Annotated in this window: 31 protein-coding genes; 8 read left to right on the forward strand and 23 right to left on the reverse strand. The window is 37.9% G+C overall.

The window, feature by feature from the left end; translation table 11 throughout:
• The first annotated feature begins 317 nt into the window (after window positions 1-317).
• Window positions 318-935, forward strand: coding sequence for a hypothetical protein (locus ABIB39_RS18300; RefSeq protein WP_354431625.1), 618 nt, complete (start codon window positions 318-320; stop codon window positions 933-935).
• Window positions 936-1,001: 66 nt separating this feature from the next.
• On the opposite strand, the gene ABIB39_RS18305 is transcribed toward ABIB39_RS18300, so the two are convergent.
• On the reverse strand, window positions 1,002-2,039 hold the full coding sequence (locus tag ABIB39_RS18305; RefSeq protein WP_354431626.1) for an HNH endonuclease domain-containing protein: 1,038 nt from the start codon (window positions 2,037-2,039) through the stop codon (window positions 1,002-1,004).
• A gap of 263 nt (window positions 2,040-2,302) precedes the next feature.
• On the opposite strand from ABIB39_RS18305, the gene ABIB39_RS18310 reads away from it, so the two are divergent.
• The 3 genes from ABIB39_RS18310 to ABIB39_RS18320 all read left to right on the forward strand — a co-directional run bounded on the left by ABIB39_RS18310 (window position 2,303) and on the right by ABIB39_RS18320 (window position 4,355).
• Entirely contained in the window at window positions 2,303-2,863 is a 561-nt protein-coding gene (locus tag ABIB39_RS18310) for an SHOCT domain-containing protein (protein WP_354431627.1), read from the forward strand.
• Window positions 2,864-2,978: 115 nt separating this feature from the next.
• Complete coding sequence (locus ABIB39_RS18315; protein WP_354431628.1) at window positions 2,979-4,142, forward strand: S1/P1 nuclease; 1,164 nt, start codon at window positions 2,979-2,981, stop codon at window positions 4,140-4,142.
• Window positions 4,143-4,169: 27 nt separating this feature from the next.
• On the forward strand, window positions 4,170-4,355 hold the full coding sequence (locus ABIB39_RS18320; RefSeq protein WP_354431629.1) for a hypothetical protein: 186 nt from the start codon (window positions 4,170-4,172) through the stop codon (window positions 4,353-4,355).
• 6 nt (window positions 4,356-4,361) lie between these two features.
• Here the strand turns inward: ABIB39_RS18320 and ABIB39_RS18325 are convergent, their stop codons facing one another.
• Entirely contained in the window at window positions 4,362-4,775 is a 414-nt protein-coding gene (locus ABIB39_RS18325; protein WP_354431630.1) for a hypothetical protein, read from the reverse strand.
• 14 nt (window positions 4,776-4,789) lie between these two features.
• The gene (locus ABIB39_RS18330) at window positions 4,790-4,981 is read right to left on the reverse strand and encodes a hypothetical protein (RefSeq protein WP_354431631.1); all 192 of its coding nucleotides are present in this window, start codon (window positions 4,979-4,981) and stop codon (window positions 4,790-4,792) included.
• A 206-nt stretch (window positions 4,982-5,187) separates the two neighbouring features.
• Here ABIB39_RS18330 and ABIB39_RS18335 point away from each other — a divergent pair, with 206 nt between their 5' ends.
• Window positions 5,188-6,243 carry a phage exclusion protein Lit family protein gene (locus tag ABIB39_RS18335; protein ID WP_354431632.1) on the forward strand — a complete coding sequence of 352 codons (1,056 nt, stop codon included), beginning with the start codon at window positions 5,188-5,190 and terminating at the stop codon, window positions 6,241-6,243.
• 124 nt (window positions 6,244-6,367) lie between these two features.
• Here the strand turns inward: ABIB39_RS18335 and ABIB39_RS18340 are convergent, their stop codons facing one another.
• The 12 genes from ABIB39_RS18340 to ABIB39_RS18395 form a co-directional block, all read right to left on the reverse strand.
• On the reverse strand, window positions 6,368-6,985 hold the full coding sequence (locus tag ABIB39_RS18340) for a hypothetical protein (RefSeq protein ID WP_354431633.1): 618 nt from the start codon (window positions 6,983-6,985) through the stop codon (window positions 6,368-6,370).
• 720 nt (window positions 6,986-7,705) lie between these two features.
• Entirely contained in the window at window positions 7,706-8,134 is a 429-nt protein-coding gene (locus tag ABIB39_RS18345) for a hypothetical protein (protein ID WP_354431634.1), read from the reverse strand.
• A gap of 67 nt (window positions 8,135-8,201) precedes the next feature.
• Window positions 8,202-9,041, reverse strand: coding sequence for an HNH endonuclease (locus tag ABIB39_RS18350; RefSeq protein WP_354431635.1), 840 nt, complete (start codon window positions 9,039-9,041; stop codon window positions 8,202-8,204).
• A 143-nt stretch (window positions 9,042-9,184) separates the two neighbouring features.
• The gene (locus ABIB39_RS18355; protein WP_354431636.1) at window positions 9,185-9,658 is read right to left on the reverse strand and encodes a hypothetical protein; all 474 of its coding nucleotides are present in this window, start codon (window positions 9,656-9,658) and stop codon (window positions 9,185-9,187) included.
• Entirely contained in the window at window positions 9,648-9,923 is a 276-nt protein-coding gene (locus tag ABIB39_RS18360) for a hypothetical protein (RefSeq protein ID WP_354431637.1), read from the reverse strand. Before ABIB39_RS18360 ends, ABIB39_RS18355 begins: the two co-directional genes overlap by 11 nt.
• 2 nt (window positions 9,924-9,925) lie before the next feature.
• On the reverse strand, window positions 9,926-10,333 hold the full coding sequence (locus tag ABIB39_RS18365) for a hypothetical protein (protein ID WP_354431638.1): 408 nt from the start codon (window positions 10,331-10,333) through the stop codon (window positions 9,926-9,928).
• 10 nt (window positions 10,334-10,343) lie between these two features.
• Window positions 10,344-10,886 (reverse strand): hypothetical protein, encoded by a 543-nt coding sequence (locus ABIB39_RS18370; RefSeq protein ID WP_354431639.1) that lies wholly within the window; start codon window positions 10,884-10,886, stop codon window positions 10,344-10,346.
• A gap of 14 nt (window positions 10,887-10,900) precedes the next feature.
• Window positions 10,901-11,353 (reverse strand): hypothetical protein, encoded by a 453-nt coding sequence (locus ABIB39_RS18375; protein WP_354431640.1) that lies wholly within the window; start codon window positions 11,351-11,353, stop codon window positions 10,901-10,903.
• A 307-nt stretch (window positions 11,354-11,660) separates the two neighbouring features.
• A complete protein-coding gene (locus ABIB39_RS18380) occupies window positions 11,661-12,146 on the reverse strand; it encodes a hypothetical protein (protein ID WP_354431641.1) in 486 nt (161 codons plus the stop codon).
• Between the two features lie 135 nt (window positions 12,147-12,281).
• Entirely contained in the window at window positions 12,282-12,512 is a 231-nt protein-coding gene (locus ABIB39_RS18385; RefSeq protein ID WP_354431642.1) for a hypothetical protein, read from the reverse strand.
• A 12-nt stretch (window positions 12,513-12,524) separates the two neighbouring features.
• Window positions 12,525-13,004 (reverse strand): hypothetical protein, encoded by a 480-nt coding sequence (locus tag ABIB39_RS18390; RefSeq protein ID WP_354431643.1) that lies wholly within the window; start codon window positions 13,002-13,004, stop codon window positions 12,525-12,527.
• A gap of 697 nt (window positions 13,005-13,701) precedes the next feature.
• The gene (locus tag ABIB39_RS18395; protein WP_354431644.1) at window positions 13,702-15,519 is read right to left on the reverse strand and encodes a hypothetical protein; all 1,818 of its coding nucleotides are present in this window, start codon (window positions 15,517-15,519) and stop codon (window positions 13,702-13,704) included.
• 587 nt (window positions 15,520-16,106) lie between these two features.
• Here ABIB39_RS18395 and ABIB39_RS18400 point away from each other — a divergent pair.
• Window positions 16,107-16,733, forward strand: a complete 627-nt coding sequence (locus ABIB39_RS18400) for a hypothetical protein (protein WP_354431645.1) — start codon at window positions 16,107-16,109, stop codon at window positions 16,731-16,733.
• 84 nt (window positions 16,734-16,817) lie between these two features.
• Here the strand turns inward: ABIB39_RS18400 and ABIB39_RS18405 are convergent, their stop codons facing one another.
• The 5 genes from ABIB39_RS18405 to ABIB39_RS18425 all read right to left on the reverse strand — a co-directional run bounded on the left by ABIB39_RS18405 (window position 16,818) and on the right by ABIB39_RS18425 (window position 22,499).
• Window positions 16,818-18,005 (reverse strand): tyrosine-type recombinase/integrase, encoded by a 1,188-nt coding sequence (locus tag ABIB39_RS18405; RefSeq protein ID WP_354431646.1) that lies wholly within the window; start codon window positions 18,003-18,005, stop codon window positions 16,818-16,820.
• A complete protein-coding gene (locus ABIB39_RS18410) occupies window positions 17,977-19,650 on the reverse strand; it encodes a recombinase family protein (protein WP_354431647.1) in 1,674 nt (557 codons plus the stop codon). Before ABIB39_RS18410 ends, ABIB39_RS18405 begins: the two co-directional genes overlap by 29 nt.
• Window positions 19,647-19,808: a hypothetical protein gene (locus ABIB39_RS18415; protein WP_354431648.1), complete on the reverse strand. Its 162-nt coding sequence runs from the start codon at window positions 19,806-19,808 to the stop codon at window positions 19,647-19,649. The genes ABIB39_RS18410 and ABIB39_RS18415 overlap by 4 nt, the downstream gene beginning before the upstream one ends.
• Window positions 19,809-20,709: 901 nt before the next feature.
• Window positions 20,710-21,582, reverse strand: coding sequence for a HEPN domain-containing protein (locus tag ABIB39_RS18420; protein ID WP_354431649.1), 873 nt, complete (start codon window positions 21,580-21,582; stop codon window positions 20,710-20,712).
• Between the two features lie 71 nt (window positions 21,583-21,653).
• Window positions 21,654-22,499, reverse strand: a complete 846-nt coding sequence (locus ABIB39_RS18425; protein WP_354431650.1) for a hypothetical protein — start codon at window positions 22,497-22,499, stop codon at window positions 21,654-21,656.
• Window positions 22,500-22,621: 122 nt separating this feature from the next.
• On the opposite strand from ABIB39_RS18425, the gene ABIB39_RS18430 reads away from it, so the two are divergent.
• Both ABIB39_RS18430 and ABIB39_RS18435 read left to right on the forward strand, forming a co-directional pair.
• Window positions 22,622-22,795, forward strand: a complete 174-nt coding sequence (locus ABIB39_RS18430) for a BF3379 family histone-like protein (protein WP_354431651.1) — start codon at window positions 22,622-22,624, stop codon at window positions 22,793-22,795.
• Between the two features lie 67 nt (window positions 22,796-22,862).
• The gene (locus tag ABIB39_RS18435; protein WP_354431652.1) at window positions 22,863-23,276 is read left to right on the forward strand and encodes a helix-turn-helix domain-containing protein; all 414 of its coding nucleotides are present in this window, start codon (window positions 22,863-22,865) and stop codon (window positions 23,274-23,276) included.
• A 19-nt stretch (window positions 23,277-23,295) separates the two neighbouring features.
• On the opposite strand, the gene ABIB39_RS18440 is transcribed toward ABIB39_RS18435, so the two are convergent.
• The 3 genes from ABIB39_RS18440 to ABIB39_RS18450 form a co-directional block, all read right to left on the reverse strand.
• Window positions 23,296-24,495, reverse strand: coding sequence for a relaxase/mobilization nuclease domain-containing protein (locus tag ABIB39_RS18440; RefSeq protein ID WP_354431653.1), 1,200 nt, complete (start codon window positions 24,493-24,495; stop codon window positions 23,296-23,298).
• Entirely contained in the window at window positions 24,470-24,829 is a 360-nt protein-coding gene (locus tag ABIB39_RS18445; protein ID WP_354431654.1) for a plasmid mobilization protein, read from the reverse strand. The genes ABIB39_RS18440 and ABIB39_RS18445 overlap by 26 nt, the downstream gene beginning before the upstream one ends.
• Window positions 24,830-25,137: 308 nt before the next feature.
• Window positions 25,138-26,475: a hypothetical protein gene (locus ABIB39_RS18450; protein ID WP_354431655.1), complete on the reverse strand. Its 1,338-nt coding sequence runs from the start codon at window positions 26,473-26,475 to the stop codon at window positions 25,138-25,140.

The raw sequence follows: 26,475 nt of genomic DNA on the forward strand, positions 1-26,475 counted from the left end.
AATTAATTATGGCAGCCTGACAGCCTGTAAGAGGCAATAAGGTCAAGGTGGAGAGCAAATAACTTTTAGGAACATGGAATAAATGGGTAGAGCAAGGGCAATGTGGGTTTATGCCGTGTAAGCTCTAAAGTTTTTGATACTACCTTGGATTGTGGGAGTAAGTGGGAAATGGCCACCGTTTGCTGCTTAACTGGCTAATTTTGCTTGCCAGTATTGATTATATATTGTGTGTGGTGGGCTTGTTTAAGGTTCTTCTAAAATATGAATACGAAAACCTTTACTTATCTTTAAAGCACTTACACTTCCCAAGAATAAAAATGGAATTTTTAAACAGTGAAAATAGACTCTGGTATTTAAAGGCAATCAACATCAACGATAAGTCAAACACACTTTGGCTGTCTTTTAGACAAGAGGCATTATATCGTATAACCAGTGATTATGACGACAATAGATATTACTACAAGAACGCAATGCTTCTTCTTTGGTTTGATGACTACCTAACAGCCGAAAAGCAATTTAAAATCTTAAAAGAATTTTATCTCGACGAAGTAATTTCTATTGACGAGGATACGCCTAATCTTATAGAATTTTGCGGAGGTCATGACGTCCAAGTCAAGGTCGTTAAATATGAGGAATCTATAATCGACCAATCGAAAGAAGATTGGATAGAGAGATATCAATTTGTCTCAAAAGAGAATATACTTAACCACGCACAAAATGAACTGGAGTTAAATTTTATTAAAGACATTGAGATACTTTTAAAGAATTATGAAAAAGGTAGTCTTGACCACAATGATGACAGGCTGTACCAAACACTATCACAAAAATTAAAAGAACTTCGATCTCCACGACGAAATGTGCCAACTAGCGATCTTCTGTTAAGTATGAATAGGCAACTATATGCAATTAACGAAAAGTTGGACTTGTTGAAATAAGTCTGTAAGATTACACTTACTTTCAATTGCATATTAACATCAATAAGAGTTTTTCACTGAGCTTACTTAGCTTAAATATTCAAAACCATTGTTGCTGGCTATAGTAACCAACGGTTGAATCTGCTCGAAGAACTTTTCCTTATTAAAGTATGTAGTAGTCAGGTCGGGGAAGATGGTCAGGTAATCTTGCAGAAACTTGCTGTTAGGAAGCTTATGACTTATAACTTCGACAGCTTTCTTCTGAAGCTGAAAGAACGGAGTAAAATGGCTTTCTAAGTTGGGTAACTTTTCACTTTTAGTGCTGTTGTAGGACTTGTCAGCTGGGATAAGATTCCAAATCAAATCATGCGATACGAAAGCGTAAGGCACGAAGTGCTCAACGGCATAGTTCCCTATATACAATGGCCGATTAGTATATATACAATCAACACTGCCAAGCTCTTTAATTACTATGTCCCAATACTTCTTACGTTGCTCAACAAGACCTTTACGAAACGGTAGTTTTAAAAGCTTGTTAGGAATGTCAGGAACGTTAGGATTTTTTGATTGGAGATACATTGCCAGGTTCCAATAGCAAAAGTCCTTTAATAAACGAGCATTCCTTTGTAGGTATGTAACCCAAGCCGGATTGATTTCTATCTGGTCTCTATACAAAGCATATAAACAATTATTGGTAAAAGATTGGGAAAGAGTGTATGCTAAACTTGAATTGTCGGCCTTGAACCACGGGCTTAAGAAACGATGAGGTACTTCCCCATTAAAGTATTGCAATTCTCTATTCGTCTCCTTATGAGTGGTGTTTGACAACCGGCTGATAATATTAAATCTGTTCGCATCAATTGTTAACCCTTCCAATAGTTTGATCCTCTCGACAGCTTTTTGTAACTGATCCTGTTTACCTAATGAAATATGAAAGTAGTTAACTGTAAACCATGAATGGGCAACCATACTTATAAACAAATCTCGTTTACCGATGGTAGTGATGCCAGCCTCTACTTTTTCTAATATGGAAAGAAACCAGTAAAACTTATAAGTAGCTGATGTATTGTTAAAACTGGCAGCTAATAGATTTATTGGTAATTCCGGTTCGTAAGGTAGGTTCACATTGCTAAGATAAACCTATTCTTTAAAAGTTAGGCTTCGAAACTGCCAGGAACGGTACCTTTTAGGAAAGAGGCTTATATTCTATCCTGAGTAGATGAATGTTGTTTTCTCCGACAACGGACCGTTGATTAAGATTTCCCAACTTCTTGAAGTAACTGGTTTTAATTAGTATCAGATGTAGTTTGGTATCGTATATTTTGTAAATTAGTTTTTCAAAGAAATGAACAAATTCTAATTATAGAATTACCTTAAACCTTAATTACATGAAAACAAAACTACTTCTAATGCTTTCAGCGGCATTATTCGCTGTTACTACCTGCTTTTCTCAAGAACTACCGATGATCAAAGGAGATACGCTGTATACAACGTCTGGATTCAAAATCATTAAAGGGCAAGATTTAAAAATTGGCACAGGGGCGATGCCTGATGGCGATTTCAAGTTTATAAGAATAAATCAGGCCTCCTTATTTAGTTATTACTCCACAACCGGATATCAAGGATTAGCTAATCAAGCTAACGCACTATCAAGAGGCAAATCGGGCTCCTTAATGAAAGTAGCAAAGCTTCAAAAGAGAGGAAGTGAAAAGAAAGGGTTTATGTACTATGTTTTACTTTCAGGATTTACAAGATATGAGGTCGATGTTGAGAATGCGATAGCCGCTGGTGAGATCGTAGTACCTGATGAATATAAGTCGAAAAACACCATTGCGGCACAACCCGTAAGCGCAGCAGATGAGATTAAAAAGTACAAAGCGTTGCTAGATGCAGGTGCAATAACTCAAGCTGAATTCGATGCCAAGAAAAAGCAATTGTTGGGCTTATAAAATATAAGCGAAAGGAAAAATGAGAAACGCCAAGCTGAGGAGCCTGGCGTTTTTGTTTTATAACTAACTTACGATAGTTAACCTATTGTTTACGTTGCTTATTTACATTTGTCTTATGAGAAAGTACCTTGCCTTAAGCATCATCAGTTGCGTTTCCCTTTTCTTGATTTCCTGGGGAGTAGTCGGCCACAAAACAGTCGCAACAATTGCATACAACCACCTAACACCACAAGCAAAGGCAGCAGTAAAAGCTTTACTTGGTGATACAACAATGGCTGATGCAGCATCTTGGGCCGATCAAGTGCTTAGAGAGCCAACTTATAAACATACTTCATCCTGGCATTACTTAAATGTCCCTTTAGGTTTAAGCTATAAGGCCTTCGCGGATTCGGTTACCCTGCCAAAAAACGAAAATGTTTATTCTGCGATTCAAAAAGCAATTCATGTTCTTAATCATCAAAACAATTCAATTGAAAAACAACGAGAGGCATTGAAGTTCTTAATTCACTTTGTTGGTGACTTACATCAACCGATGCACGTATCACGAAAGGAAGATAAGGGTGGTAACGCTATTCAAGTTCAATATGCCGGTAAAGGGACTAATTTGCATTCGCTTTGGGATAGTAAGTTAATAGCCACTGAAGGCGACGATTTTACTCGAATGGCTGTTGACTATGACAAGGCCTCCTCAAAACAAATTCAACAATGGCAAGCTGATAAGCCAATGAATTGGCTTTGGGAAAGTTATCAGATAAGTACGAAGCTTTATGCTGAAGTTGCACAAAATAATAAGCTTGATCACAGCTACTATGAATCACACATCAATATCGTCCACGAGCGTATCGAGATGGCTGGAATCCGTTTAGCTGGTATTTTGAACGACGTTTTTAAAGGCAACAATTTTGAAGATGTACTAGGCACTCTTGACGGAGCTGTTAATATAGACAAACAGTCAAAAATATTAGCTACTAATGCTACTAAACGTATAATTAGAAGTGTTGAAATTAAAAATATTGACAAGTGCGTTGGTCAGACAGTACTAGTATGTGCCAAAGTTTACGGTTACAAAGTTTTTGAGAATACGACTTTATTAAATCTTGGAGCTGAATACCCTAACCAACTACTTACGGTTGTTCTTAAAGGGGAAGCCAAGAATACATATAAAGGTTTAAATTCAATGACTGCATGTGTCACCGGTAAGGTAATAGAATATAAAGGCAAAGTAGAGATAGTTGTTACTAATCCTGATAATATCGGCTTGGCCGGCACCTTACATTAAACTTAAGACGCTAAGAACGCTCCCGTAATGATTAGTGCTGCTTACCCAAATCAAGTACTAACTATTGTTTTAAAAGGTATTGCGCTTGAGGCCTATAAGAAGATGGCTTGTGATGAAGTTGGTGCAATTGGTAAGGTAGTTCTTTATAAAGGCAAGCCTGAGATTATTGTGAGTGACCCATTTAATTTGATATGTAAATCAATTGTTTACTGATTATAACTATTGCACTTCAAGTTCATAGGTATTATTATTTTCATCGGTGCCTTCAAGTTTACCGTAATCAACCCACTCAACATCTATATCCTGTTCATCACCATCTTCATCGGTTATAGTACCAGTTCCATATTTGCCCGAAACACTAATATTGCCCGTGACGCTTTTACCATTATCATCTGAACCTTCAACATCATAATTGTATTCATACGCACCTGAAGTTCCAGTTCTATATTCGTATTTATAATTTGAATCAACATGTAATGTATTATCTGTGCCGTTTTCTCCTGCAATAGCTGATGAAGACGGGTTATCCGATTCATTTGATTTATTGATTTGAACCGGCGATGATTGATTATTGTTACAACCATACGTACAAATTAATAATGCCAGATAAAATATTAGCTTAGGTGTCTTCATACAATCTCCTTATATTACTTTTTACAAACCCCACAAGTGTTACCATCCTTAGCACAACGTTTACAATACTTACAATTTTTACAAGCTTTACAAGGGTTGTCGCCTACGCATGTTGCAACAGTACGTTTTGCGGCTATTGGTTTTGAGTTGTGCGCGCTTACTAATGATCCTGCGGCCAGGAATAGGATAAGTAATGATTTCTTCATGATACTTTTAGGTTTAGACAGTAAACTTACTTATATTAGTTTAGAATACAAACACTTGAAAGTGTCAATGATGAAGTCGGTTTTCGAATAAAACACCTTCAATTATAAGAGAACAACTTTCAAAAAGGTATTCCCTCGTAGTTTACAATTAAGTGTCTTTAAGTGCTTATGTTTTTAAACCATGTTAGCAATGAAATATGTTAAGTATGAATAAAATTGAATTAGAACATCGTTTCAACGAGCTTTTTGCAAACGAAGGGGGCGAGATGCCTGAATTGAGTTTAGCAGTTCATTACGCAACAATTATAGACATGTATAATGCAATTGAATATGCTAATACATATCTCGTTAGTCCACCAACTTGTTATATAGGCTTTGTATCTAATGGGGCTTTTGCTGCAAAGATATTTAAAGATGAAGATGTTTGTTACATTGGAATAAACCATGCCGTTATAATTATTCTTTTTGAGATCTTCAACAGATTTCTTTGCAATAAACAAGTAATATACAACTTAGGTAATGCTGAAAATGAAATTAACATTGAACGAATTAATAATGCTCAAATAACGAGTCTTTTAGATCTTAAAGCCGAATTAGGTGGAATTGAACGTGCTATTCCAAAAGATCCATTAAGACAAACCGCTGCTACTGTATTGAGTTGGATGGCTTGTAGATCTATTTTATATCATGAATATGCACATGCAATCTGTGGTCACTTAGATTTCCTACATCTAACCCTTAAACAAAACCTCAGTCTTACAAATTCAGAATATCAAGCTTTAGAATATGACGCTGATAGATTTGCAGTATTTTATGGATTAAGGATTTTAGATAATTACCTAATTAACATCGAAAACCAGTCTAATGAAACAAAGCCATTATTTGAAAATCGTCATAAATCAACTTATTTATTAGCGTTTGCAACATATACTACATTTCGGTTATTTGGAATGAAACAATTCCCAATATCTAATTATCGATCTTCAACTCATCCACCAATTGAAGTTAGACAAGTATTAGTATGTATGAATATAGCTGAACAGATCGAGCTAGCCGATGGTACAGAAGATGGTTTAAAAATAGCTTGGAGTGCTGCAAATGAAGTAGAGAAAGCCTTCGACTTGATTTCTGAGCAAGGTTTTAACAATAAGGCTTTTATTTCTGCAAATTCTGAAGAAGCTGAAAGTTATGTAGTTGGTTTAAGAGACCAGCTTTTGAATATGAAAGAACGTTTGAAAGCAAATGAATATTTATATAAATGATCTAATGGTTGCTATCAGTTAGTTTTAAACCGTCAACAGAAGGTGTTATAATGATGAGGCAAAGACGTTCAAAGCGAGGTTAGGCATTTTACTTTTTCAATTAACCGCAATGGTTTTAAAATTCTCAAATAGTGTCACCGATTTGAGAATATATTCCAGTTATTCTATAATCATCAACTCTTACCTCTAAAGTACGTTCTATAGTTTTAATAACGTTACTATTAAAATCGTTGTACTTAAAACTAAAAACACATGTTATATTTAAAGCCTGGATTGCATCAGTGGTTAAAAGCTCATTTAGATTGGTAAATGGTGTTTGACCTAGCCCGAACGTCGCAATTTGTTTAGGATATAACACTCCTTTATCTGATAATTTGATCGTGGGTTTATAAACTGTAAGACCGTTAAATTTAAACACGCACTGGTCAATTTCATATATTATAGGAGTGTTACCTACATTTTCTAAAGAAGCTGAGATAGATATGCTTTCGTAAGTAATTCCTGGTACCATAGGAGACCCAGGTGCCAGTTGCGGAGAATAAAGGGCTGAACGTGTATCTATACTAAGATAACCTTGGTTTAATAAATAAAATTGATTAGACGTGACTTCCAACTGTGTTTTGAATTGCCCTTTTGCAATGGCAATTTGAATGAGCGCCACAACCACCCCAAAGGACGAAACAATAGCACTTATTGCTACAATGATTTGTAAAGATTCTGGCAATTGATATGATTCCGACATAGAGTTTGCTTTTTTGAAGGTCTAATATACATAATTGACCCAATGTCTTAACGATTATTAAGTTATATAGAAACTAAAGTCACCGCGAGACGTCCTGCGAGTTGAGCGAGGGTCTGAGCAGAGATAGTACGCAGTACGACTGCTCAGTATGCTCACAAAAAACTGGCGGTGCATTTGATTAGTTGGCCTGTGCGTTTGCCTTTCAAATGCTGTGACAGTTGAGCAGCCCGAGCGATGGCGGCAGGCGAGCCTAACAATATGAGCGCATATACTTTTATATGTTGAGCGAAAACAAAGCTTTAGCGTAGTTACAGCGATGCGTTTAAAAGGATAGCAAGAGCGAATGTGGAGTGGCGACTCTCTGAAAATCAAATCGCATGACAAGCCGGTTCTTGCCGGTTAAGCGTTAATGTGCTTTGAAAAAGCTTATTGATGCTTAACGAAGCTTGGCGTGATGGTTTGATGAGGTTAGAGCAACGTAACTCAAATCTTCCTGGTGTGTGAAAGGCCCGGAGCGCAAAGAACAGATCTAACCATTCCCTCTTAAAGGGCTCTTAGGAAATGGTTAAATATGGTTCTGGTTGCTTAAGAAAGCTAATATGATTCTAGAAATTCGTCTATTACGTCTTCACTGTCTAAGTTAAGAATAGCATTAGCAAGCTTTACTTGCCCTTTGGCAAGAGCAATAGCTGCCAAAGCAGATGAAGCTATTTCTAAACCCTATGATTGAGTTAGCACAGATGTAGAAAGCACGCTTAAATCCCCTATCGCAGCTTCATACTCATTCTTGAGTTTACTCGGAATAGTCAGATTGCACTTGCTTCGCTGAACTTCAATAAGAGTGACAAGCCCAAGTACATTCCAGTCTATCAATCCTTTGTCCTTTGCAATCCTAACTAAATGAGGAACCGCATATAGTGATGCTACTCCTATATCTCCTTGATGATGCAGATTATTCCACAGCTCGTCAAAGATTGGTTTAGCCTGTTTTAATGAACTAACTCCTTGCAGTTGTCTTAAAGCAATTGATGCGTCGTATGATGGACCCTTATAGCCACCCTCAAGCCTTTCCCAATTAGGATCGTTTAAATCCAAAGGTGGTTCGTTTATAGGTTGTTTTGGAAAGAAACTACCAAGTTTAAATGTCATATTAATAGGTTTGAGTCACTAATATAGAAATTATGCTACTACGCTGTATGCTATAAGCGATAGGTAGTTAATTATTAGCCACAGTTAATTGTATATTAAAAGGCAGCCCGTTAATCACTCCGATTAATTCATTTGCACTTTGTTTAGTTATTTTAATTTCTCCGAAATCAAACTCTTTATGATGATTTGGACACAGTACTATAAGGTTTCCAAGTATGCTTTTCCCGTTTTTCTTAACCGGCGAAATATGAGCCACCTCAATATAATACCCTCCCCCTTTTTTAATTATCTGATGCCCACAATTAGGAAATTGGCACTTATAATTGGCTGCCTGTTTTAAAGCTTGTACTATCTTAGTGTCATGTCTTATTGTATTAAGAACAAGTGTTTCCACTCTAGTAGGTGACACATATTTCATCTTTTCATTGAGCTGCTGTAACGTATATTGCAAAGAACCACCAAGTGTTATGTTATCATCTAAAACCGATGTATCGTCTCCCTGTGCTTTGGAAAACCACGTGTTGTAGTTATTTTTATCCAACATTTCCCAACCTAACTGGTCAAATTTTAAGTCAGGTTTACGTATGTCCATTCTTGCCAATACTTTTACTTGGTAATTTAGGAAGTAGCCGGACTGCGGTCTAGAATCAAAGTATGATTGAGTCATAAAATCACCATACAATTTATAAACTTCCAATTTGTCGTCATATGGATATCGATTAACTTCGGTGACTACTGTCTTCCAAACAATTCTTGCTTTAACTTTATCTAACCAATATAGAACATCTCCTTTTAATAAATTACTGTACGGTGGCTTACGAGTAGCCCACATATTAAACCAGTGCATCGTTTCCATTTTAAGTTCTGTATCTGGCAATTCTGCTCCTTTGCTAATTATGTATTCCATTGATATGATTTAGATAAATGTAATATAATAATATTTGCAAAAGTTGTTACTATAAAGGCATTAATGAATAGTTAAAGCTTGTATCTATCAATTCAGTGTAAACATATCATTAATACTTACTCAACTACCTATCAATGTATATTTTAACCAACCATCACATACTGGTCGTCTAAAGGTTTAAAGTTTATTATTAAATCTTTACCATCCCATTTTGCTTCACAGCTTTGCAGCCTGTATGCGTCTCCTTGGTTCCAACTGCCACTAACTATATCTTCAATCAAATCTTCAAGCCAAACTACTTCTCCGACTTTTAAGTCTTTGGGAATTAAGTAAGCAGCAAAGGGGTTTTCAAAATGATGTGGATAGTAGTAAGTGAAATCAATTACTGTTGGTGTAGGCGTTGTTCCATCTGCTGAAATACTTTCTCCAAGTGCTCTATAATCGTGAATAACTTCAATTTGACCCGTTATCGGGTCTTGAAGTATGGCATACTTGCTTTTGATTTTAGGTGATGGTACAACTGGCTTAACTAAAGGCCAATAGCCTTTAGCAACTGCTTCATTGATTGCTTTCTCGCTTCTTGCAGTTTTAATAACTCTTAAATTCTTATCGTTCATTGGTTTTGTATGTGATGGTCAGATTAGGTTGGTTAAGATCAACTTTTAAGCAGGTGTGCTCATTGCTTTTAAGCAAGCTTAACAATTCATCATCCTTAAACAATGAAGTATCATGAACAGTGCTTTGGCAATGATCGCACATCTTACCTTTTAATAAATCAGTTTGGCTTAGTTCTTCCCATTGCTTTGACAAAGGGCAATGCAGCTTCTTTAAAAAGAGCCCCTCATTTGTGAAGAGCTCTTTTGTTGTTGGATTGTATTTCATAGTTAATCAAATGATTGAATAGAACCATCTGAAAATCTTATTTTAGATATATGTCCAATCGGTGATTTACCTTCATAGCCGTCTAAGGGAGTTATTGCGAAATCATCTTTATAACTTTTACCTGGCGGAATATTTACATTCCTTATAACCCTTACAGTAGCAGCTTCTCTTAAACTGCGGCTCATGCTTGTGTTGTCCCAATCCGAGTAATTATTGTAAATAAATGAAGACATTATCTGTGAAATATCTTTTTTAGAAACATTCTGATAAGTCACAGTAATACGTGGATTGAAATTGGCATCAAAGTAAATTTTAGAACTGACAACAAACTTTTGAGTTTGGCTAAAGGAGCAAAAGGAGATTATAGACAATCCTATAAAACAAGCAATAGCTTTTGGTGATAGATTCATAAGGTTCTAATTATTTGTTAATGTAACGTGATTTTAGGTCGAATGTAAACACCCCTTCATTTTTACTAAAGTCAGATAATATACAATCTGTCCTTGATGATAAAGGCCCGACTTCTTCAGGTTTGCCTGTATAGGTTGTTTCTCCAGTAGTTTTGTCACTAAATGAAACAACATTGCCTTTATAGTAAGTAGATGATATTATGCCTTTGTGCAAATTGTTGAACCAAACCTTGTTATGAAATAAATAACTTATCGAATATTTATACGATTCTTCATCTTCCTCTATTGAAATTATGAAAAGCGATGTATCGGATTTACCTTCTAATGCTTGCCAAACTATTGATTTTACATATCCATCAACCTTCGGTGTCTTGGATTGCAATTTCCACTTTGGACTTATGATCTTAAGCTTTGAATCGATTGTAATTAAGTTTTTACCCTTGCTATTCTTCCAGCTTTTAAAAAGCTGTTGCAATTGGGTGTAATTAATGGTTTGTGCGTTAGCTGTTGCAATTGATAGAATGAGCAACATTGATAATAGGATTCTCTTCATGTGATGGTAGTGTTTTAGTTAATGATTACCTTTTGTGTTAAGTAATAGATGATTTCGCGACTCAAATGTGTGTTGAGAATTGCAAATCGCTTTCCGTGATTCTTTTCTTTATTTGGGTTTCCTTGCGCAGTTTTGTGACCAGGGTCCCAACCTAAATAAACTTCGTCTAAATCTGACCCTTGGTAGGATAGGCTAGATACCCGGTTACCAAGAGTTTCATAAACCCATACTCCATTTACTGTATTATCTTTCCAATGAACAAAACTTCGTGCCCATAGATCGAAGTTTTTATTGCTTGTTGCTCCGCGTTCAATTATGCTATTAAAAGCAGAACCAAATAAATCATTGAGCTTTTGCTCTTCAATTGAGTACTGTTGCTCGTCGATATTAAATTTGAAAGTTCTTTGCGCAGTGCAAATACTACAGCCCCAAAAGAACCATAAGAGTGAGATAAGAGTGATTTTCATTGTAATGTGTTAAGGCACCGATTAGTCCTTATCGGTAGGTTATAAAACACAAAAGCGCAGGACTTAACTTAGTCTGCGCATTAGAGGCCCTTGGAAAAGCCCAGATACCACAAACAAGTCTTCGTCCTACGCTTTCGCGTGGACGTTGAACTCATTTGTTTTGGTAGCTTTAAAAAATTTCCAAGGTTTCTAATGCAAAACAAACAAAGCTTAACGCTTATATTTTAAGTAGTTGATGTATCGATGATAGTGCTGTTTGCGGTTTCCTCCTTGTTTTGATGTAAAGTTAATTAATAAGTGATGATAGTTAAGCAACTGCTCTCATTTGTTTTCTTTTAACACCACTTGCTTTATAAGGGAGTTGCTTAAACATGTGGTATTTATTGCGTTCTTCAATGTACTCATAAGCGTCAGAGCATGAATTAAGAAGCCAGTCCGTTCGTATAGCCATTTCAATATTTATTGTTGCTGCCTGTTTTGTTGTAAAGGCGTAAAGTGCTCTAATAAATCTCGATGTAATATTGCTTAGAAGCTCATTGTTTTGAACTTGCTCTATGCCAAAGTGGATAAAGAATGAACTGTCATTTTCTGCTTCTAATCGCAGGTAAAGCAACGGATTAACAAACTCATGGGCTATGTAGCCGGTGCTGGTTGGGTTATCACTTCTAATAAGCGTATAGCGTAACTCATCTTGCTCTATGGTGCAAAGCATTTGTTTTGCTTTTCTGAGTATTTTGTGGTAAGCCTTTTCGACTGCTTCGTTATAAGGTGACTGGTTTTTTAGTTTTTTCATTATCAATTGGTTTGAATTGGGTTTAAATGAAAAATGCCTGGTGAATCTCACCAAGCATTTGTAATGTTGTTTGTACTGCAATCAGGCGCAGTACCTTTTAAGAAATTAAGGTTGGAATGGATTTACCCTTGCGGTTCAATCTCCCATATAATTGCTTATATCACCAACCTGCACTTCAAGCATGCGTTTGATCGGGACAAAGTAGGCCGAATCGTGATATTCCTGGTCGTCGGATGCATTGTGCAACAAACATTCTTTTCTGAACCAAGTGTATTCCATTAGATCCTGTACCCACGGCCATAGAACTAAAACATAAACGCTATCGCCTGGCGTCTCTTCAACAAAAGTTAATTCTGCTTTATTCATTATATTAAGGTTTTAAAGTGTGTGGATGTATTGAGGTTTTTGATAGGCCAATACCGCTGTATAGAACGCTGCAAGCGTTGGTTGTTTAGTAACCTCTCTAATGTATTGGGCTAAGTGAAACTCACGGAACAACGCTCTTATAGCGTCCTCGTGTGGACAGTTTGCAAATTGATAGGTAACATTGATATCGTAAAGAAGATCACATTCAATATCCCACCAAAAGCCTGGTGTAAGGAAGCTGTAGATGGTAAACGGATTTTCATTATCGATTTTAAAGTCACGTTCATAGCAAACTTCACCCGAGTTGGCGTATAGGTGCTTGACTTTTTCAAGCACCAGTTCATATTGAATAATCCTTGTATCAATGGTTTGTTTAAGCTTATTGGGGTGTGACAAATCACTAACTCGCTTCCATCGTTTTGAGATGGGTCGAACTTTTGTGAACGCAGGTGTCGTTATTGGTTTTTCGATGGCTTGTAGTATCTCTTTCATGTGTTTATGAGGATTTTTAGGTGTCGTTTATGATGTGAAATTGGTTTGAAAAGTTTGGAATGGGTTGGGTTTAGGCAGTACTCTTTGGGACTTGGGATATGCTTTGCCATTTCTTGCGAAGGGAAGATATGTGGCGCGTTCATGACAGCCTGGCTGTGCGAACATCACGCTATATATAGCTTTTCCCTTCGAGACAAGGTAAGGGGGTCAAATCAGAGCTGTAGATCCGTTTACAACACTCTCAAAATATTTTTGAGAGAAGTGTTTTTCTATAGGAAAGGCAACTTTATATTGAAGCCCCAGGGGGGCGGCTTAATGGGGAGGGGCATGTTTTATTTAACCTAAATTGTCGTAGTTGAACATCACCAGACTTCTTTCTTAAAGGTTACTTTTCGAAGCCTACCTTTTAAATGAATGTGGTCTGTGTCGTTTGGCCGCAATCAAAGATGTCTATAACGAAAAAAAGCTCATCCTGCACAACTCGTTGTTCAAGTAGGACTTCGGTGTTTGTGATAAAAATGAGCTAAACGCACGTTTTGTCAAATTTGGTTGCAAAAAGGTCTGATAAACAAAAAAACCTGCTTTAGGCAGGTTTTGAGTTCTTAAATTACAAAGTTCCAAAAAAAATGATTTTCTTGTAAATCACTATATTAAGGACAAATGTCAGATTTTATGGAATTTGGAAACTGAGAGTTTATCATGCAGCCATTCGTAAGTTAAATTGAGTTCGGATGATTCGCTTGCCATGCTCACGTGTTCCAGAATCCATTAACACCTTGCAATCTTCAACCTCGAACAATCCTTTTGCTGATAATTGGCTTGCTGTTGCTGTCATTATTTTACCGTTTTCCGCTTTAATTCCCAATATGGTATATATTGTCTGTAACTTCTCTTTAATGTCTTTATTAGTATATTCTCCTCCAATCTTGAATGTAAGGTTTAACATCTGCCTAAACTTAAGTTCTAATGAACTATTGTCTCTGCGTATAATCTCTGCTTCTACTTTTTTAACATTGTATTTTAAATTGCTCATTGTCTCTTCGTCTATTAGTTGAAAGGCCTTAAAGGCCTGTGGGTTGGTTTTATTCACAAAACTTTCAATAGTGGATGTTGAACTTAAGGTTAACAACTTTGTCGTTTCAGCTTTGCTTTGTGATTTTAACAAGTTATAATCCTCTTCAAGTTGTTTAGCGGCTGACTTACGTCTTTTTAAAGTTGCTGTTTCCGATACCAAATCGTTCTTAATCAATTCAATATCATAATACGCATCTTTCCAGGCTTGTTGTATAAAATCTATATGATTGTAAATCTCGCCACTAGCGGCGTCATTAATCTGTTGATCTAACTTTTCCCAATTAAGAGTGGCCAATTGTGTGTATTCGTCAATATCTGCATATTTCTTGATTTGCTCATGTGCCTTAATAGACAAATTATTAGCTTGACAATATGCGACGTATTGGTTACTTGCTTCAATTGAATACATAGCTTCTAATGTATATTCAGCTTTGAATTCACAGATAGTTTTAAGGTGTCTGCGATTTTCGTGATTAGTAAGATGCATAATCTCATAGGGTTCATCCCTTAATCTTCCAATTGCTTGCTTGCCTTTCATACTCACCCCAACTTTAGTATGAGTTTTATTATGATTGGTGACTAGGATAACTGTTGCATTTTCATCTTTGAGATCCCATCCTTCAAAATATTTGCAGGTGTAAAAATTTACTTTTTTATAAGAACCCGTTTCCGGTTGAGAGGAGTGTAGCCTTGCGTTGTCCCCTAATTTAATTAGATTACCATTCTCTTCGTCATTGGCACAAAAGATTGTACAGTCATCTAAACTTGCTCTTTGTACTGCTAAACTTATTTCAGTTACGGAATTATAAAAGACATGTAGGTTACCAGGGTATTGATTACGATTATCTAATATCCAATTTAAAGTCGCTTCCACACTTCGGCAATTAACTATGCAAACCTTACCCAAACTAGCCGTAAAGCGAATTTTGACATAATGTAAATTTTTGAACTTTGGGTTGCTGAACTCATACGGTGTGGCAGACATTAGCGATTTGCTTTTGAAATTCCAAAAGTATTGGAAAGGCCGAAGCATGGCCTTACCTCTGTAAACTTCAGTAATAAAAGCATGAGCCTCGTCTAGCAACAGAAACCAATTATTATACAGGTCATCTAGTCGCCCAAGTTCTTTAGCGGCCTTAAAAATTTTCCAAACCCCATCCGGCGTTGACATTATCTTATGACCTTGTTTTGGATTACGTAGAATATCTACAACGTTGGTGTAGTGGACATCCCCATAAACGATATCAATTTCAGGGTGTGATCTTTGTTTGTTTATTAATATGTTAGTGTTCGGAACAACAATCAGCGAGCATCTTTCTTTAAAAAGCAATTCGATAGTCGTCGCACCGATCCCACATCGTCCTTTATCTAAAATGGTGTTAACTGGGAGGCCATTAGCATATATTTTATCTAGGTAATCAGTTGGTGCGAGTTCGTGCACGGTAGTCGTTAAATACATTATTCATTAGTCTTAAAATTCACAAGGCGTATCTAATTCCTAGCAGAAGAGCCATTTTGAGGTGTATCTAACGTCGATCATTTATTGGAAATTTTGAGCAAAACAATAGATCAGGGAGCTAATCCGACCTTAAATGTTTTGTGCCTTGGGGCTATATCGACTATGATTTTGTTGATACAAATATACGAAAAATAACTTATGAAAACAAGTTAATAAACACATAATCAATTAGTTAATGGATATCCCTTTATACTGATTTGACCACAAAGCATTTAGACAAAATTTATTTTAAACTTTTCTTTTGAATATCTAATACAAATTCTAAATTTGCAACAGCGAAGAGCAACTACATGCTTACATACCGACATCTTCGTTAGGCCGACACTTACCGTTCTCAAGGCCGAAAATCCATACCGACAATACCCCTTAGGGGTAATTAGAATTTTTGTGTTCTTTGACTTCCTGAAAAAACGCCTGGACTTTTTTGTTCAATTGTATTTTGACCAATAGTTACTGTATCGACGTAATTAACCGATACAGATTATATATTGTAGCGTAACACGGCCGTGTTGCGTGAAGGGTTAATCATGCCCTTAAATTGTGAAAACAATTTACCAGCTGGTTTAAATGATTTAATTAACAAATCTTTTAAACGCTCTTACATCAAGAGTAAATTTCAATTTAATATGACAAACAATCAAAATGAGGACACTGGCGTGGCCTCCAAAACAATCACTTACGATGATTTAACTTACACTCAAAAACAGCGATTCGCCGTTTTCCGTGGCATATATCCAGATAATGCAACGGCCATTAAAGCTACTTTACTATTAGATGGCAAAGGTGAGAATAGCTTTAAGAAAGTGAACGAGAAATTGGAAGCAATCTTCCAAGCTGATTATAAAATTCAGCAGCTACAAGATGATTTAGCTGAAGCGTTTACCATTGGCAAACCAGTTACAGAGAATGCTATTATTCAAACTGTAAGTGGAACTAGGAGAGATCATGGCTCAGCGGCATACACTTCTAGTATAAAGAGAAACTGTATGCGGGACTTTTACAATCTATTCATTGTAAGAGTAGAATCAACAGAGATCTGTTGTGATGACGACGACACAATCAATCAAAAGCTGAAAAAAGTTATAACAGGTTATACCCCGTTATTTAAACTTAAACCTGAAGACGAGGAATTGTAGTTTTCTTTATTTGTTAAATTTAGCCCATCCCTTAACAAGGATGGGCTTTTTTTGTGTACTGGCGTCACAGGCATACTTTAAAAGTTACAATGTCGGAGCGGAATCTCTAAGCTCTTCACTATTAAATTCACCAAGACTTCGGAGATACTTTAGTGTAACGATTATATTAGAATGCCCCAATAGCTTTTGAAGTAGATAAACATCTTTAGTTTTTCTATAAACTTCAATTGCAGCGGTGTGTCGAAATGAGTAGATTGTTTGATTTTCGAATATTAATCCCAAGCTAAACATCTTTTTATACGCTCTTGACCAAGATGTATTAAAATAATATTCGTTAAGTGGATTGCTGTTTCTACTAAAGATATTATCTTTTCTACTTAATTTTGAAAGTATAGGTAAAAGCGCTTCACGAGCATAATCAGGTATGTAAACTACTCTTACGTTGCCACCTTTATTATCATCGCCAGATAAATGCACCTCCGTCCAATCTCTTTTAAAATCTTCAACGGTAAGTAATCTTACCTCTTCATGTGGCCTAAGCCATGAACTATAGGTTAATAAGCAGCATAAGTAGAGATTAGGATAGTTAATTTCCAAAAAGTTAAGGATCGGTTTTACCTGGCTCTTATCGTAAGCTTTATGCAATGTTGCTTTAGATTTCTTTTTTGAAGATTTCTTTATCGTGCCTACTGACTGCTCAAACCCTCTGCCAGCACAAGTGAACAAAACACCTAAATCACGTCTTTTATTCATGTAATATGTACCAGATGAGGAATAAGCACTAAGAAATGTCTCTACACGTAATGTTGAAATAGAAAGCAGAGAAGCATTTTGCTCTTCTATCGTCATGAAATTCCGAAATTGCCTGTAAATTGCTTTTAGATTTCGTTTATATTTTTTACTCAAGTCGCTTCTAAGCTTGAGTTTTACTGCTGAAAATAGTAGCTGTAACGCTGTTGCTTTAGGAATATTTTTAGTGAAGGGTATAGTTGTAACTTTGGAAATGTTAGGTAAATTTAATTGGCTATGGATGGGGTCTCCGTATGTTCCTGCTTCTAACGCTTTATGTAATGCGAATAACAACTTATTTAAAAGGAGCGTTTTCTCAGATAACGACTTTGCGCGATTAGGATTAATTTGAAGCTGGAGGCATTTTCCATGATATTGGCGTATTGGTTTGCCATTCAAATTAAACGCTATATAAGAACGATGATTAAGGTCGTTGGACGTTACAATTGTTGGTTCAGTGAAATCTAATTGAGTGAGAGACATTTGGTGCACTTTTGGTGCACTTTTCTGCTACAAAACTAAAAATAGGCTTTAAAACATAGCTCAGCTGGATAGAGCAACAGATTTCTAATCTGTAGGTCATAGGTTCGAATCCTATTGGGATCACCCTATGGGACAACACAGAATTTCTGGTCGTTGTCCCATTTTTTTTACCCCATAACTCCCTGTTTATCAGGTAAATAAATTCAAAAACCTCCCCTGTTTTCGCGGTTCGAACTTTCAAATCCTCAAATGTGAACTTTTCAGGGTATATCGAACCAATTAGTTTTCGTTTTTCGTAATGATCAGATTTACAGTATATTGTATTGAGGCAAGTAAGCTTTTCCATTGCTGAATCCAGCGTTTTCTCCATCTCGCTTACACTCATCTGATTAGTTCGCAAATCACTTATTTTGCTTTCCAACACCATGATCTCCCGATCTGCTTCCACCTTCACCGCACGGAAATCAGAGGCTTCTATATCGTCATTTAATAACAACTCCCTGGCTTTGGTTATTTTGTTGTTTAACGCGGTTATCCGGTCGATATACTGTTTCCTGCTGCTGCCTGTAGTTTGGTGTTCGTTTTTATAAACGTCCAGTATAACCGATTTGAACAACTCTGCGGCATCCGGGTTTAATACATAGTCTTTTAGATGTTTCTCGAAGATGCTGTTCGCTTCCTCTGCCCGTGTCCGGTAGCCGCAGGTAGAATTGCAATGGTAGTAATGGTAATGGGCGGTTCTACCTTTAGATGCGCTCCCTGTCAATACCTTGCCGCAGGTAGGACAAGTTATAAAGCCTTTTAAAGCCAGCATATCCTGCGTGACTATCTTTGTCTTTAGTTTCCTTTTGCGTCCTTCCAGCACGTCCTGAACCTCATAAAATACACCCGGTTTAATCAGCGGCTCATGCAAGCCATCCACCATGTAACTTTCTTCTTCTTTTAGTTGAGGGATCACGATCTTGCCTATATAAACGGGGTTCCGCAAAGCATGCCAGAAATTGTTTTTACTGCAAGGCAATCCTTTTACCTTTGCCTGCCGATAGATTTCCACCACAGTGTTTTGACCGATACTTAATTCGTCAAATGCCCATTGCAGCACAGATGCTGCCGGCTCATGGGGCACGATTGTTTTCCTGCCGCCATCCAATGTCCTGTTTTTATACCCTACCGGGGCAGTGGCCATATAGCGGCCCTCTTTCCTTGCCCTGCGCATCCCGTAGAACACGTTTAACGCACGCCTGTCGTTCTCAATTTCGGGAGCGGTTAAATAGATTGCCAGCATCATTTTATTCTCGGGAACTTCCATATCCAGCGGCTGCTCGATGGCCTGCGGTTCTACACCTAACTTCTTTAAGGTGGCTATCATTTGATAGGCATCGGGAGCGTTCCGGCTAAAACGGTCCCATTTGGTGAATAGCACGAGGTTGGTCTTATTCTTATACTGGCGTAGGGTGCTTAACAACTTGATCCATTCCGGGCGGATGAACGTCTTCGCCGAGTGATCCTCGAAAATGACTTTTCGCACCTGTATCTTGCTGATCTCGCAATATTTCAATAATACCTCTTCCTGGCTTCTTTGAGAATAGCCTTTGTCCGCCTGCTCATCGGTGCTCACCCTGATATATAAATCTGCTATTTTCATATCTTAACGTTCTGATTTACAACTAATTTAGCTAAAAAATACATTAATTCCAAGATTTTTTCAGCTTCTTTTTCATTTACTTCGCAGCCATTTTTCTTCAATATGACGATGGCTTGCGCGGTAGTAACATTCCTTTTTTCAGAAGATCCGGCCTTCATGTCGTAACAATAAGAAGGTATGTCTGATCGGTGATCACTGGTCGCCTGTAACAATACCAGGCGGGTGTCCCGACGAATAAGATGGCATCCAGAATGAGCGATTATTACGGTGTGAACAGGGAAAACAGATGAGCAACCAGCTATCTTATTTGTAAACACCAAATACGACCTGCCGGGTGACGGGTCAATAAACGGACGGCTTTGGTAATTGCCTAATTATTCTTTTGACGCTTGTTATTCCATTTTATTACATCCCTTTTAAAATAAATATGTACATAGGTTGGTATTGCTCCGCTTAAACAACCGCCAGCAGCAAGCAGGAAAACTGTCAGGGGTGGCGATGCCAATAAAAAACAATTAAACAATAATCGCCATTTACAAGCCCTTGACTGTTTTACTGCGGTGCTAATTTTGTGACTGCAGTGCAATGCAAAATAAATTTTTTTTAGTAGGGCAGTTTATAAGCAGGGCTAATAATTTAGAACCTTTGGTTGTTGCGAATATCATCGTTTACGCCATAACGATTTGAGGTAGCGGATGAACCGGGCAATAAGTTTGTCCAGCCAGTACACCTGGCTTTGATAGGTACGGTAACTGTGAAGCACGATGATGATAAAAAGAAATATATAACCCAAAATTTTCATTTTCAAACCAATTATGCCTGCATTAAATATAGATAGCCCGCTTTGGTTTTGGCAACCCTAATAATTATAATCCTATCCTATCCCCCAGGCAGCTAATTCCTATTCCCCAATTAGCAGTTCTGTTACGAGGTACGAGTTTCAGTACTGCACCATTCGCAGCGAGGCTGGCGGAGAATGAATATAGTGTGATAACACGTGATGTAATGAGCCGCTTGCCGCAGCATACATTTTCTCCCCAGCACTATAATCAAATGTCTTTATAAATGATCTCCTGAAGCCCCCAAAATCTGGTAATCCCCGATCTTTTCTTTGCAAAGCACCTGTGTAAGTTCTACGAATTCATGCACTAATTGGTACAGACTTTCCGCTTCCGTACTTTGCACCACATAAGCATTCTGATAACGGGCATCGACATCACTTTTTCGCATCAAATCAAAAAGCTGTTCGGTAACTTGATTATAGGTAAATATGGTTTTAAGTTTTTTGGAATTAGAGCAGCAAAGGTCGATCAGTTGTTTAATATTATGCGTGTCAGGCCGGTAGCCCAGGAAAACCTTTGTTATGGCTATACAAGCTTGTTCTGTGGTTTGGTGAAGCAAGAATACCGCGTGGTTATAATAACCGCCGTCAAGGCTTTGTTCGGCGGCTAAAAGAAACCCTTCAGCCATGTGGTAACGGTGATGGAAATGCTGTTCCGCTTTGGTAAGCGTTATATCATGATCCAGTACCGGATAGTCTAATTGTATCAATAGTCCGTCTGACGAATACATTAAGTAACCTTTGCTACAAACCGTTATAAAAAAGCGGTTGCCTTCCATTATGCCCTCATTTACATTAGCAAAACCACAGGAAATTGCTGTAATAACTATTTCGCCATTTTCATACTTGCTTTCGATGTAATCCTGAATGTCTTGCTCCAACGGGGTATTTGCATCTGTGATGACCAGCAGAAAGAAATGTTTTTGTATTTGTTTAAGCCCGTTATCAAAGCAAGTGATGCGTTCCTGATGATCCGTTGTTATTCCCCAGCAGATGATATACCGGACAGGAAAGGCCTGTGAGAGATCGACAACCACTTTATTAAGGATGGCATCACTAACGTCGGCGTATTTGATGTTTGCAATTTTCATATTATTTAATCTTAACAGATAGATTTATTACACGGTGTAGCGCATCATAACCAATTGTAATTAGCATTAGGTCAAAGAATGACCAATTCTTTATAAGCATCAATTCGCTCATGACAGAAATAGATTACCTTTTCACAAAACAGGTCGGTGATATTGGCCAAAAACTCCACATCCCTGCCAATGACCTCGAAATCATTATTAAAATGGATATGGCGGTAGATCCCTGTCAAGGCATCAAAATAAGAACTATCCACGGATTTGTCGCGCGGAAGATACTTTTCCAGCCGGGGTTCCAGACTATAACAAAAGTTTAGCAGCGTGTCCAGGTTATCAAAGTCCGGCTCATAAAAGGCATAAACCCATATCAGTGTAAAACAGGCTTGTAATACCGCCTGGTAAAGCAGGTATAAGCAACTACCTTCATGGTCTTCCAATTGGCAAAGCGACGCGGCTTCTGAAAACCTGATAGCATAATCAATATGATAGTCGAAATTAATTTGTGCCCGTAGATGTAGTTCATTGACTGAAAGACTTTCGCAAATGGGTTTGTCCAGACTACCGGAAAGTATAAAGCCCCCCTGCATAGCTACCATGAAAAAAAAATTCTTCTCCTGTAGTTTACCCTTTACATATTCCCAGTTGTGGGCTATCGCGACAATACGGGAATATCCTGCGGTGGAGTTAGCCAGTTTTTGCACGTACTGCCTGTTTGCCTTTTTAGCGGTGATAATTAAAACCCCGTAAATACCGCTCTGCTCACTGGCGGGAAATGGTAAGGGGTTTTGGGCATCAATAGTTTTCGTTGAAGCCGCGAAGCAGATCACGCAGAGCGGTTTGACCTTTTTATTGATACGGACTAGGAACGGTGCAAGTTCTATTTTTTGTTTTTTTGACAGCTCAATTCGACGGTAATTCATAAGCCTTGCGTTAATATTGAATTACAAATAACCATACTGGCAGCAGCGTACCGAACTATTTAAGGTTGTGTTTTACATTAATTCGTTTGTTTCGTACATTTATCAATCTTAAACAAAAAAGCATGGAAAAATTTAATGCAATAAAGGACATGATATCCGCAGCCGAGCATGATGCCGAAGCGTTTTTTGAAAAAGGTAATAAAGCCGCAGGCACGAGATTGCGTAATGCCATGCAAAAGATAAAAACCGCTGCTTCTGAACTTCGTAAAGAGGTGACGGAAAAGAAAAAAGCGTAATGGTAAAATACAATGAATGCTTCCATAGCATTCTTGTAGACATTAGTAATTAATTATACATTTGAATATGGCAGAAACGACCCAAAATATTGGCAGAAAGATCAGCAGAATTCGCGAATTGCGCGGGATGAAGCAGGAGGCTTTAGCGGCAGAATTAGGCATTAGCCAACAAGCTGTCTCTAAGTTAGAGCAAAGTTCAGAAATTGAAGAAAGTGCTCTTGAAAAAATCGCCAGTGCATTAGGCGTATCTGTCGATGCTATAAAAAACTATTCCGATGAGGCGGTTATTTATAATATCCAAAATAATTATGAGGGTTCAAATAATGGAGCATCTAATTTTGGCCCAGCCAATTATATGAATTATCAATGCACATTTAATCCGATTGACAAACTCGTCGAGTTATTTACAGAAAACAAAAAACTATACGAACGTCTATTAGCCACCGAAAAAGAAAAAAACGAATTACTCAAAAATATGTAGCGTATGTGCTGTTGGTAAATTACCTTCCATTGCCCCGCCGCTTCCGTCGCTTCAACGCATCATCCTCGTCATCTGAAATTTGAATACCATAACCAGCATCACGCCAATCACCAGTAAGATTATTATCAACATTACCCGAAGTTGTTTCAGGTAGGTTGCCTGTTTTGCTGCCATTACTTTCAACTTCTCCATCCGCTGTAGTATCTCGTTCTGCGTCTTCGTTATCTGTGTGATATGGCTGGCCGAGGTCGACGAGTTTTTCTGCATCAGGAACAGGAGTTGTAAGATCGTTTCTTCTTCCGTCTGCTGTGTTTCCGGTTCCGACTGGTGTAAGTTCTCCGTATTTTGCTTTTGTTCTGCCGTTAGCCTCGCTAATGCTTTGACGATCTCTGTCTTGCTCATAGTCTAATTGTTTTACGATCTCTATCCATTTAAAGCGGCTACCTAATGCCTGGCCTTTTGCCTTAAAGTCTTTGTAAAAAAAAGTGATGCCGCTGATATGCCCGGTAGTTGCCTGGTTAAAAAGTAAATGCACATCTTCAGCCTCGCATTGCTGGATGAAGTCCTGCATGCTCCGCTTCGGTTGGTTCAGGATAAGCAATAGCTTTTCCTGAACCAACATTTTATGCGATGCCTCTCCGGTTCGCACTACCATTTCTATCTCGCCTTTTTTAGGCGAACGCCGGAAAGTACTTTTTGTCGGGAAAACTTTTATGTTATTCGGGGATGTTTGTATGGCTATATATTTACTTTGCATTACTGGCTTAAGATCATGCAGCCGTTCTAACTTTCTTGATAAAGCTTCGCTATGATCAAAATTCTTGCTGTCCGAGACGATCCCGCCATCAAACTTTATACGGTTTGCCAATAGGTGGATGTGTGGGTGGCCGGCATCATAGTGCCGGAATATCATATACTGGTTGTTTGTAAAACCCATGCCCTGTAAATAATCACTGGCGATGGCAAGTAATTTGTCATTGCTTAGCTTTTCATTTTCTTCCTGTGAAAAATTGAGGCTGGTATGATATACATAATTGCCCACTGCCGGGCGCATCCGTCTAACGAGATTGATTTCCATTTTGATCAGGCCTAAATCCATTGATGCAAAGTTTGTTTCAAGGAGTTCGGCTCTTTGACTGATATCTTTGAGATTAAACTTTCTGAGGTTATAGCCTAAAGCTCCCATAAAGCTTTTACCTATGATCTGTTCCGCTATCATCGTTCAATAAGATCCTTAAAATCTTTTCTTCCTGCCGCAACAGCGCAGCAAGGGTTTTATCAATGCCCAAAGGCAGCCTGCCGGAGTTGGCATGCCTTGTCAATTGATTTAAATTAATACCGATCTTTTTTAATTCGACATAAGTGTTCTCGTCAATCCTGGGCAAACGCATAGGTGGGAAATGTCCTTTAAATAGTTTCGTCCTGACCAGCTCGCCTGGCTTGGTACCACACGCGTCTGCCAGGATCAATAATCGCTGCCGTTGTTTTTCGGTTACCCTGAAAGTGATTTTTAAAGACCTCTTTTCTGATGGTTCAACTTTTGGCCTTGCCATAAAACTCACAAAAAAATTGATTAGAAGAATTGTTCAAGACTTTAAACAATTACGAAACCCGCGAGGGCCGCAGGCAGCCCTGCGTTTATCAGCCGCGATACGGCCCGGCAACTATGCCATATCCAAAGGTATTTATTTACTGCTCCCGATCAAAATTTTTATGCAGAACAAAGTGAAAGCATACCGGGTCCGGGTGTCCCGGCAAGCGTTTTGGTCCGACCAAAACATGGCTTGCTTTTGGCCTTCGGGCGAAATGCGTTTTAAAACATTCGATCTAATAAGGAATCCACCAACGGGATAAATCTTGATTAAAATCCAGTCCCCCATAAGCCGGCCCGATGAAACTGCGTATAAATTGGCATACTGGCTATTTCCTGACCATGTAGTTCTTTAAGGTTAATATTTCCTGGTGGATTAGTTCTCCAATCTTCAATGTCTTCTATTGAATCATTTACCAGATCCCATAGGGTAATAAAAGAATTCGGGGTTGCATTCGCATCCCAAAATCCATAGTCTACCCCAATTATATTCCAATAAAATTGCAAGTTGGCCTTGGTTATACCAGCCAATTTCAACAAATACCCAGTCGCGCCACTCGAAAACCGCAGCATGAGAATTGCCCTTGCAATTACTGAAAGAGGCATGGCATGGCCTTGTGCATCAATAGCATGATTTTGCGCATGAGTCAAAAGCGTATGATTAGCCCCTGTCAAAATTAATTGCTTTAATTGGGCATCCATGGGGAGCCTGGCATTTACAAAGGTTTGATCTAATAATTGCTCTTTAGTGAGTTGGTGACCGTTGGCGGTGAGAACCGTAAATATTTTCTCAAACAGGATTTTAAATAGATATTTATCAAGAAGCGCAAAACGATTGGAGTTTTCGGGTTCTAGCATTTTCCAAAACTGATTGACCTCTATCAATTTATCGTCTAGATTATCTGCTGACAGATCGGATACCCGTGTTGGCCTGTAGCTGAATGTATTTCTTCCGGACCGATCATTTTTATAATTGTTGATATCGAAACTCCACTCCTTTAACCAATCTTTGACGATTAATGAAATTACTGCTGCGTTATTTGCGTTCGGGATAAAACGAATCCATTCATCAAAACTTTTTCCATGAACTGAAAAATAGTTTAAGGTATTTGTTCCTTGTTTATAGTTGATCCATGCCGCCAAACTTTCCCAAATAAACGCGTGAGTACCGTTTAAACTTCTTCCTCTCGATGTCAAATCTGGACTACGCATGACCGTATTTGTACCCGTAGCACAAATATGATCATGGTCAAAAATTCCTATTCCCTCTGTTGCCAAAAATGACATTGAAGCACGAAGTTCGGCATAGTAACTTAAATGCACAGAGATGTATTTCTCACCGTTGATTAAACTGTCAATGGCGCTGCTTAAATAATTCCAACCGTCAAAACAATGCATCAATGATGATACAGCAAGATAAGCTTTGGTGTCATCAGGAGAAACTCTATAGGGATCACGACGTCTTCCAATTGCCCTTACAGCATCAATCTTTAGGAGATTAGTGTTAGGCAGGAATTCATTACCCGGTAAATAGTCGCTTTTTACTTTAATAAAGCCAGCCAGAGCTGCATTACTGGAAGCACTATTTATAAATCTCTGTAAAGGCAT

The sequence above is a fragment of the Mucilaginibacter sp. UYP27 genome, assembly GCF_040547175.1.
Lineage (GTDB): Bacteria > Bacteroidota > Bacteroidia > Sphingobacteriales > Sphingobacteriaceae > Mucilaginibacter.

What these genes read in the sequence shown, in the direction of transcription:
- ABIB39_RS18300 (WP_354431625.1), top strand. Translation starts at nt 318, where the DNA reads ATGGAATTTTTAAACAGTGAAAATAGACTCTGGTATTTAAAGGCAATC.
- ABIB39_RS18310 (WP_354431627.1), top strand. Translation starts at nt 2,303, where the DNA reads ATGAAAACAAAACTACTTCTAATGCTTTCAGCGGCATTATTCGCTGTT.
- ABIB39_RS18315 (WP_354431628.1), top strand. Translation starts at nt 2,979, where the DNA reads ATGAGAAAGTACCTTGCCTTAAGCATCATCAGTTGCGTTTCCCTTTTC.
- ABIB39_RS18320 (WP_354431629.1), top strand. Translation starts at nt 4,170, where the DNA reads ATGATTAGTGCTGCTTACCCAAATCAAGTACTAACTATTGTTTTAAAA.
- ABIB39_RS18325 (WP_354431630.1), bottom strand. Translation starts at nt 4,775, where the DNA reads ATGAAGACACCTAAGCTAATATTTTATCTGGCATTATTAATTTGTACG.
- ABIB39_RS18330 (WP_354431631.1), bottom strand. Translation starts at nt 4,981, where the DNA reads ATGAAGAAATCATTACTTATCCTATTCCTGGCCGCAGGATCATTAGTA.
- ABIB39_RS18335 (WP_354431632.1), top strand. Translation starts at nt 5,188, where the DNA reads ATGAATAAAATTGAATTAGAACATCGTTTCAACGAGCTTTTTGCAAAC.
- ABIB39_RS18340 (WP_354431633.1), bottom strand. Translation starts at nt 6,985, where the DNA reads ATGTCGGAATCATATCAATTGCCAGAATCTTTACAAATCATTGTAGCA.
- ABIB39_RS18345 (WP_354431634.1), bottom strand. Translation starts at nt 8,134, where the DNA reads ATGACATTTAAACTTGGTAGTTTCTTTCCAAAACAACCTATAAACGAA.
- ABIB39_RS18350 (WP_354431635.1), bottom strand. Translation starts at nt 9,041, where the DNA reads ATGGAATACATAATTAGCAAAGGAGCAGAATTGCCAGATACAGAACTT.
- ABIB39_RS18355 (WP_354431636.1), bottom strand. Translation starts at nt 9,658, where the DNA reads ATGAACGATAAGAATTTAAGAGTTATTAAAACTGCAAGAAGCGAGAAA.
- ABIB39_RS18360 (WP_354431637.1), bottom strand. Translation starts at nt 9,923, where the DNA reads ATGAAATACAATCCAACAACAAAAGAGCTCTTCACAAATGAGGGGCTC.
- ABIB39_RS18365 (WP_354431638.1), bottom strand. Translation starts at nt 10,333, where the DNA reads ATGAATCTATCACCAAAAGCTATTGCTTGTTTTATAGGATTGTCTATA.
- ABIB39_RS18370 (WP_354431639.1), bottom strand. Translation starts at nt 10,886, where the DNA reads ATGAAGAGAATCCTATTATCAATGTTGCTCATTCTATCAATTGCAACA.
- ABIB39_RS18375 (WP_354431640.1), bottom strand. Translation starts at nt 11,353, where the DNA reads ATGAAAATCACTCTTATCTCACTCTTATGGTTCTTTTGGGGCTGTAGT.
- ABIB39_RS18380 (WP_354431641.1), bottom strand. Translation starts at nt 12,146, where the DNA reads ATGAAAAAACTAAAAAACCAGTCACCTTATAACGAAGCAGTCGAAAAG.
- ABIB39_RS18385 (WP_354431642.1), bottom strand. Translation starts at nt 12,512, where the DNA reads ATGAATAAAGCAGAATTAACTTTTGTTGAAGAGACGCCAGGCGATAGC.
- ABIB39_RS18390 (WP_354431643.1), bottom strand. Translation starts at nt 13,004, where the DNA reads ATGAAAGAGATACTACAAGCCATCGAAAAACCAATAACGACACCTGCG.
- ABIB39_RS18405 (WP_354431646.1), bottom strand. Translation starts at nt 18,005, where the DNA reads ATGTCTCTCACTCAATTAGATTTCACTGAACCAACAATTGTAACGTCC.
- ABIB39_RS18410 (WP_354431647.1), bottom strand. Translation starts at nt 19,650, where the DNA reads ATGAAAATAGCAGATTTATATATCAGGGTGAGCACCGATGAGCAGGCG.
- ABIB39_RS18415 (WP_354431648.1), bottom strand. Translation starts at nt 19,808, where the DNA reads ATGAAGGCCGGATCTTCTGAAAAAAGGAATGTTACTACCGCGCAAGCC.
- ABIB39_RS18420 (WP_354431649.1), bottom strand. Translation starts at nt 21,582, where the DNA reads ATGAAAATTGCAAACATCAAATACGCCGACGTTAGTGATGCCATCCTT.
- ABIB39_RS18425 (WP_354431650.1), bottom strand. Translation starts at nt 22,499, where the DNA reads ATGAATTACCGTCGAATTGAGCTGTCAAAAAAACAAAAAATAGAACTT.
- ABIB39_RS18430 (WP_354431651.1), top strand. Translation starts at nt 22,622, where the DNA reads ATGGAAAAATTTAATGCAATAAAGGACATGATATCCGCAGCCGAGCAT.
- ABIB39_RS18435 (WP_354431652.1), top strand. Translation starts at nt 22,863, where the DNA reads ATGGCAGAAACGACCCAAAATATTGGCAGAAAGATCAGCAGAATTCGC.
- ABIB39_RS18440 (WP_354431653.1), bottom strand. Translation starts at nt 24,495, where the DNA reads ATGATAGCGGAACAGATCATAGGTAAAAGCTTTATGGGAGCTTTAGGC.
- ABIB39_RS18445 (WP_354431654.1), bottom strand. Translation starts at nt 24,829, where the DNA reads ATGGCAAGGCCAAAAGTTGAACCATCAGAAAAGAGGTCTTTAAAAATC.
- ABIB39_RS18450 (WP_354431655.1), bottom strand. Translation starts at nt 26,475, where the DNA reads ATGCCTTTACAGAGATTTATAAATAGTGCTTCCAGTAATGCAGCTCTG.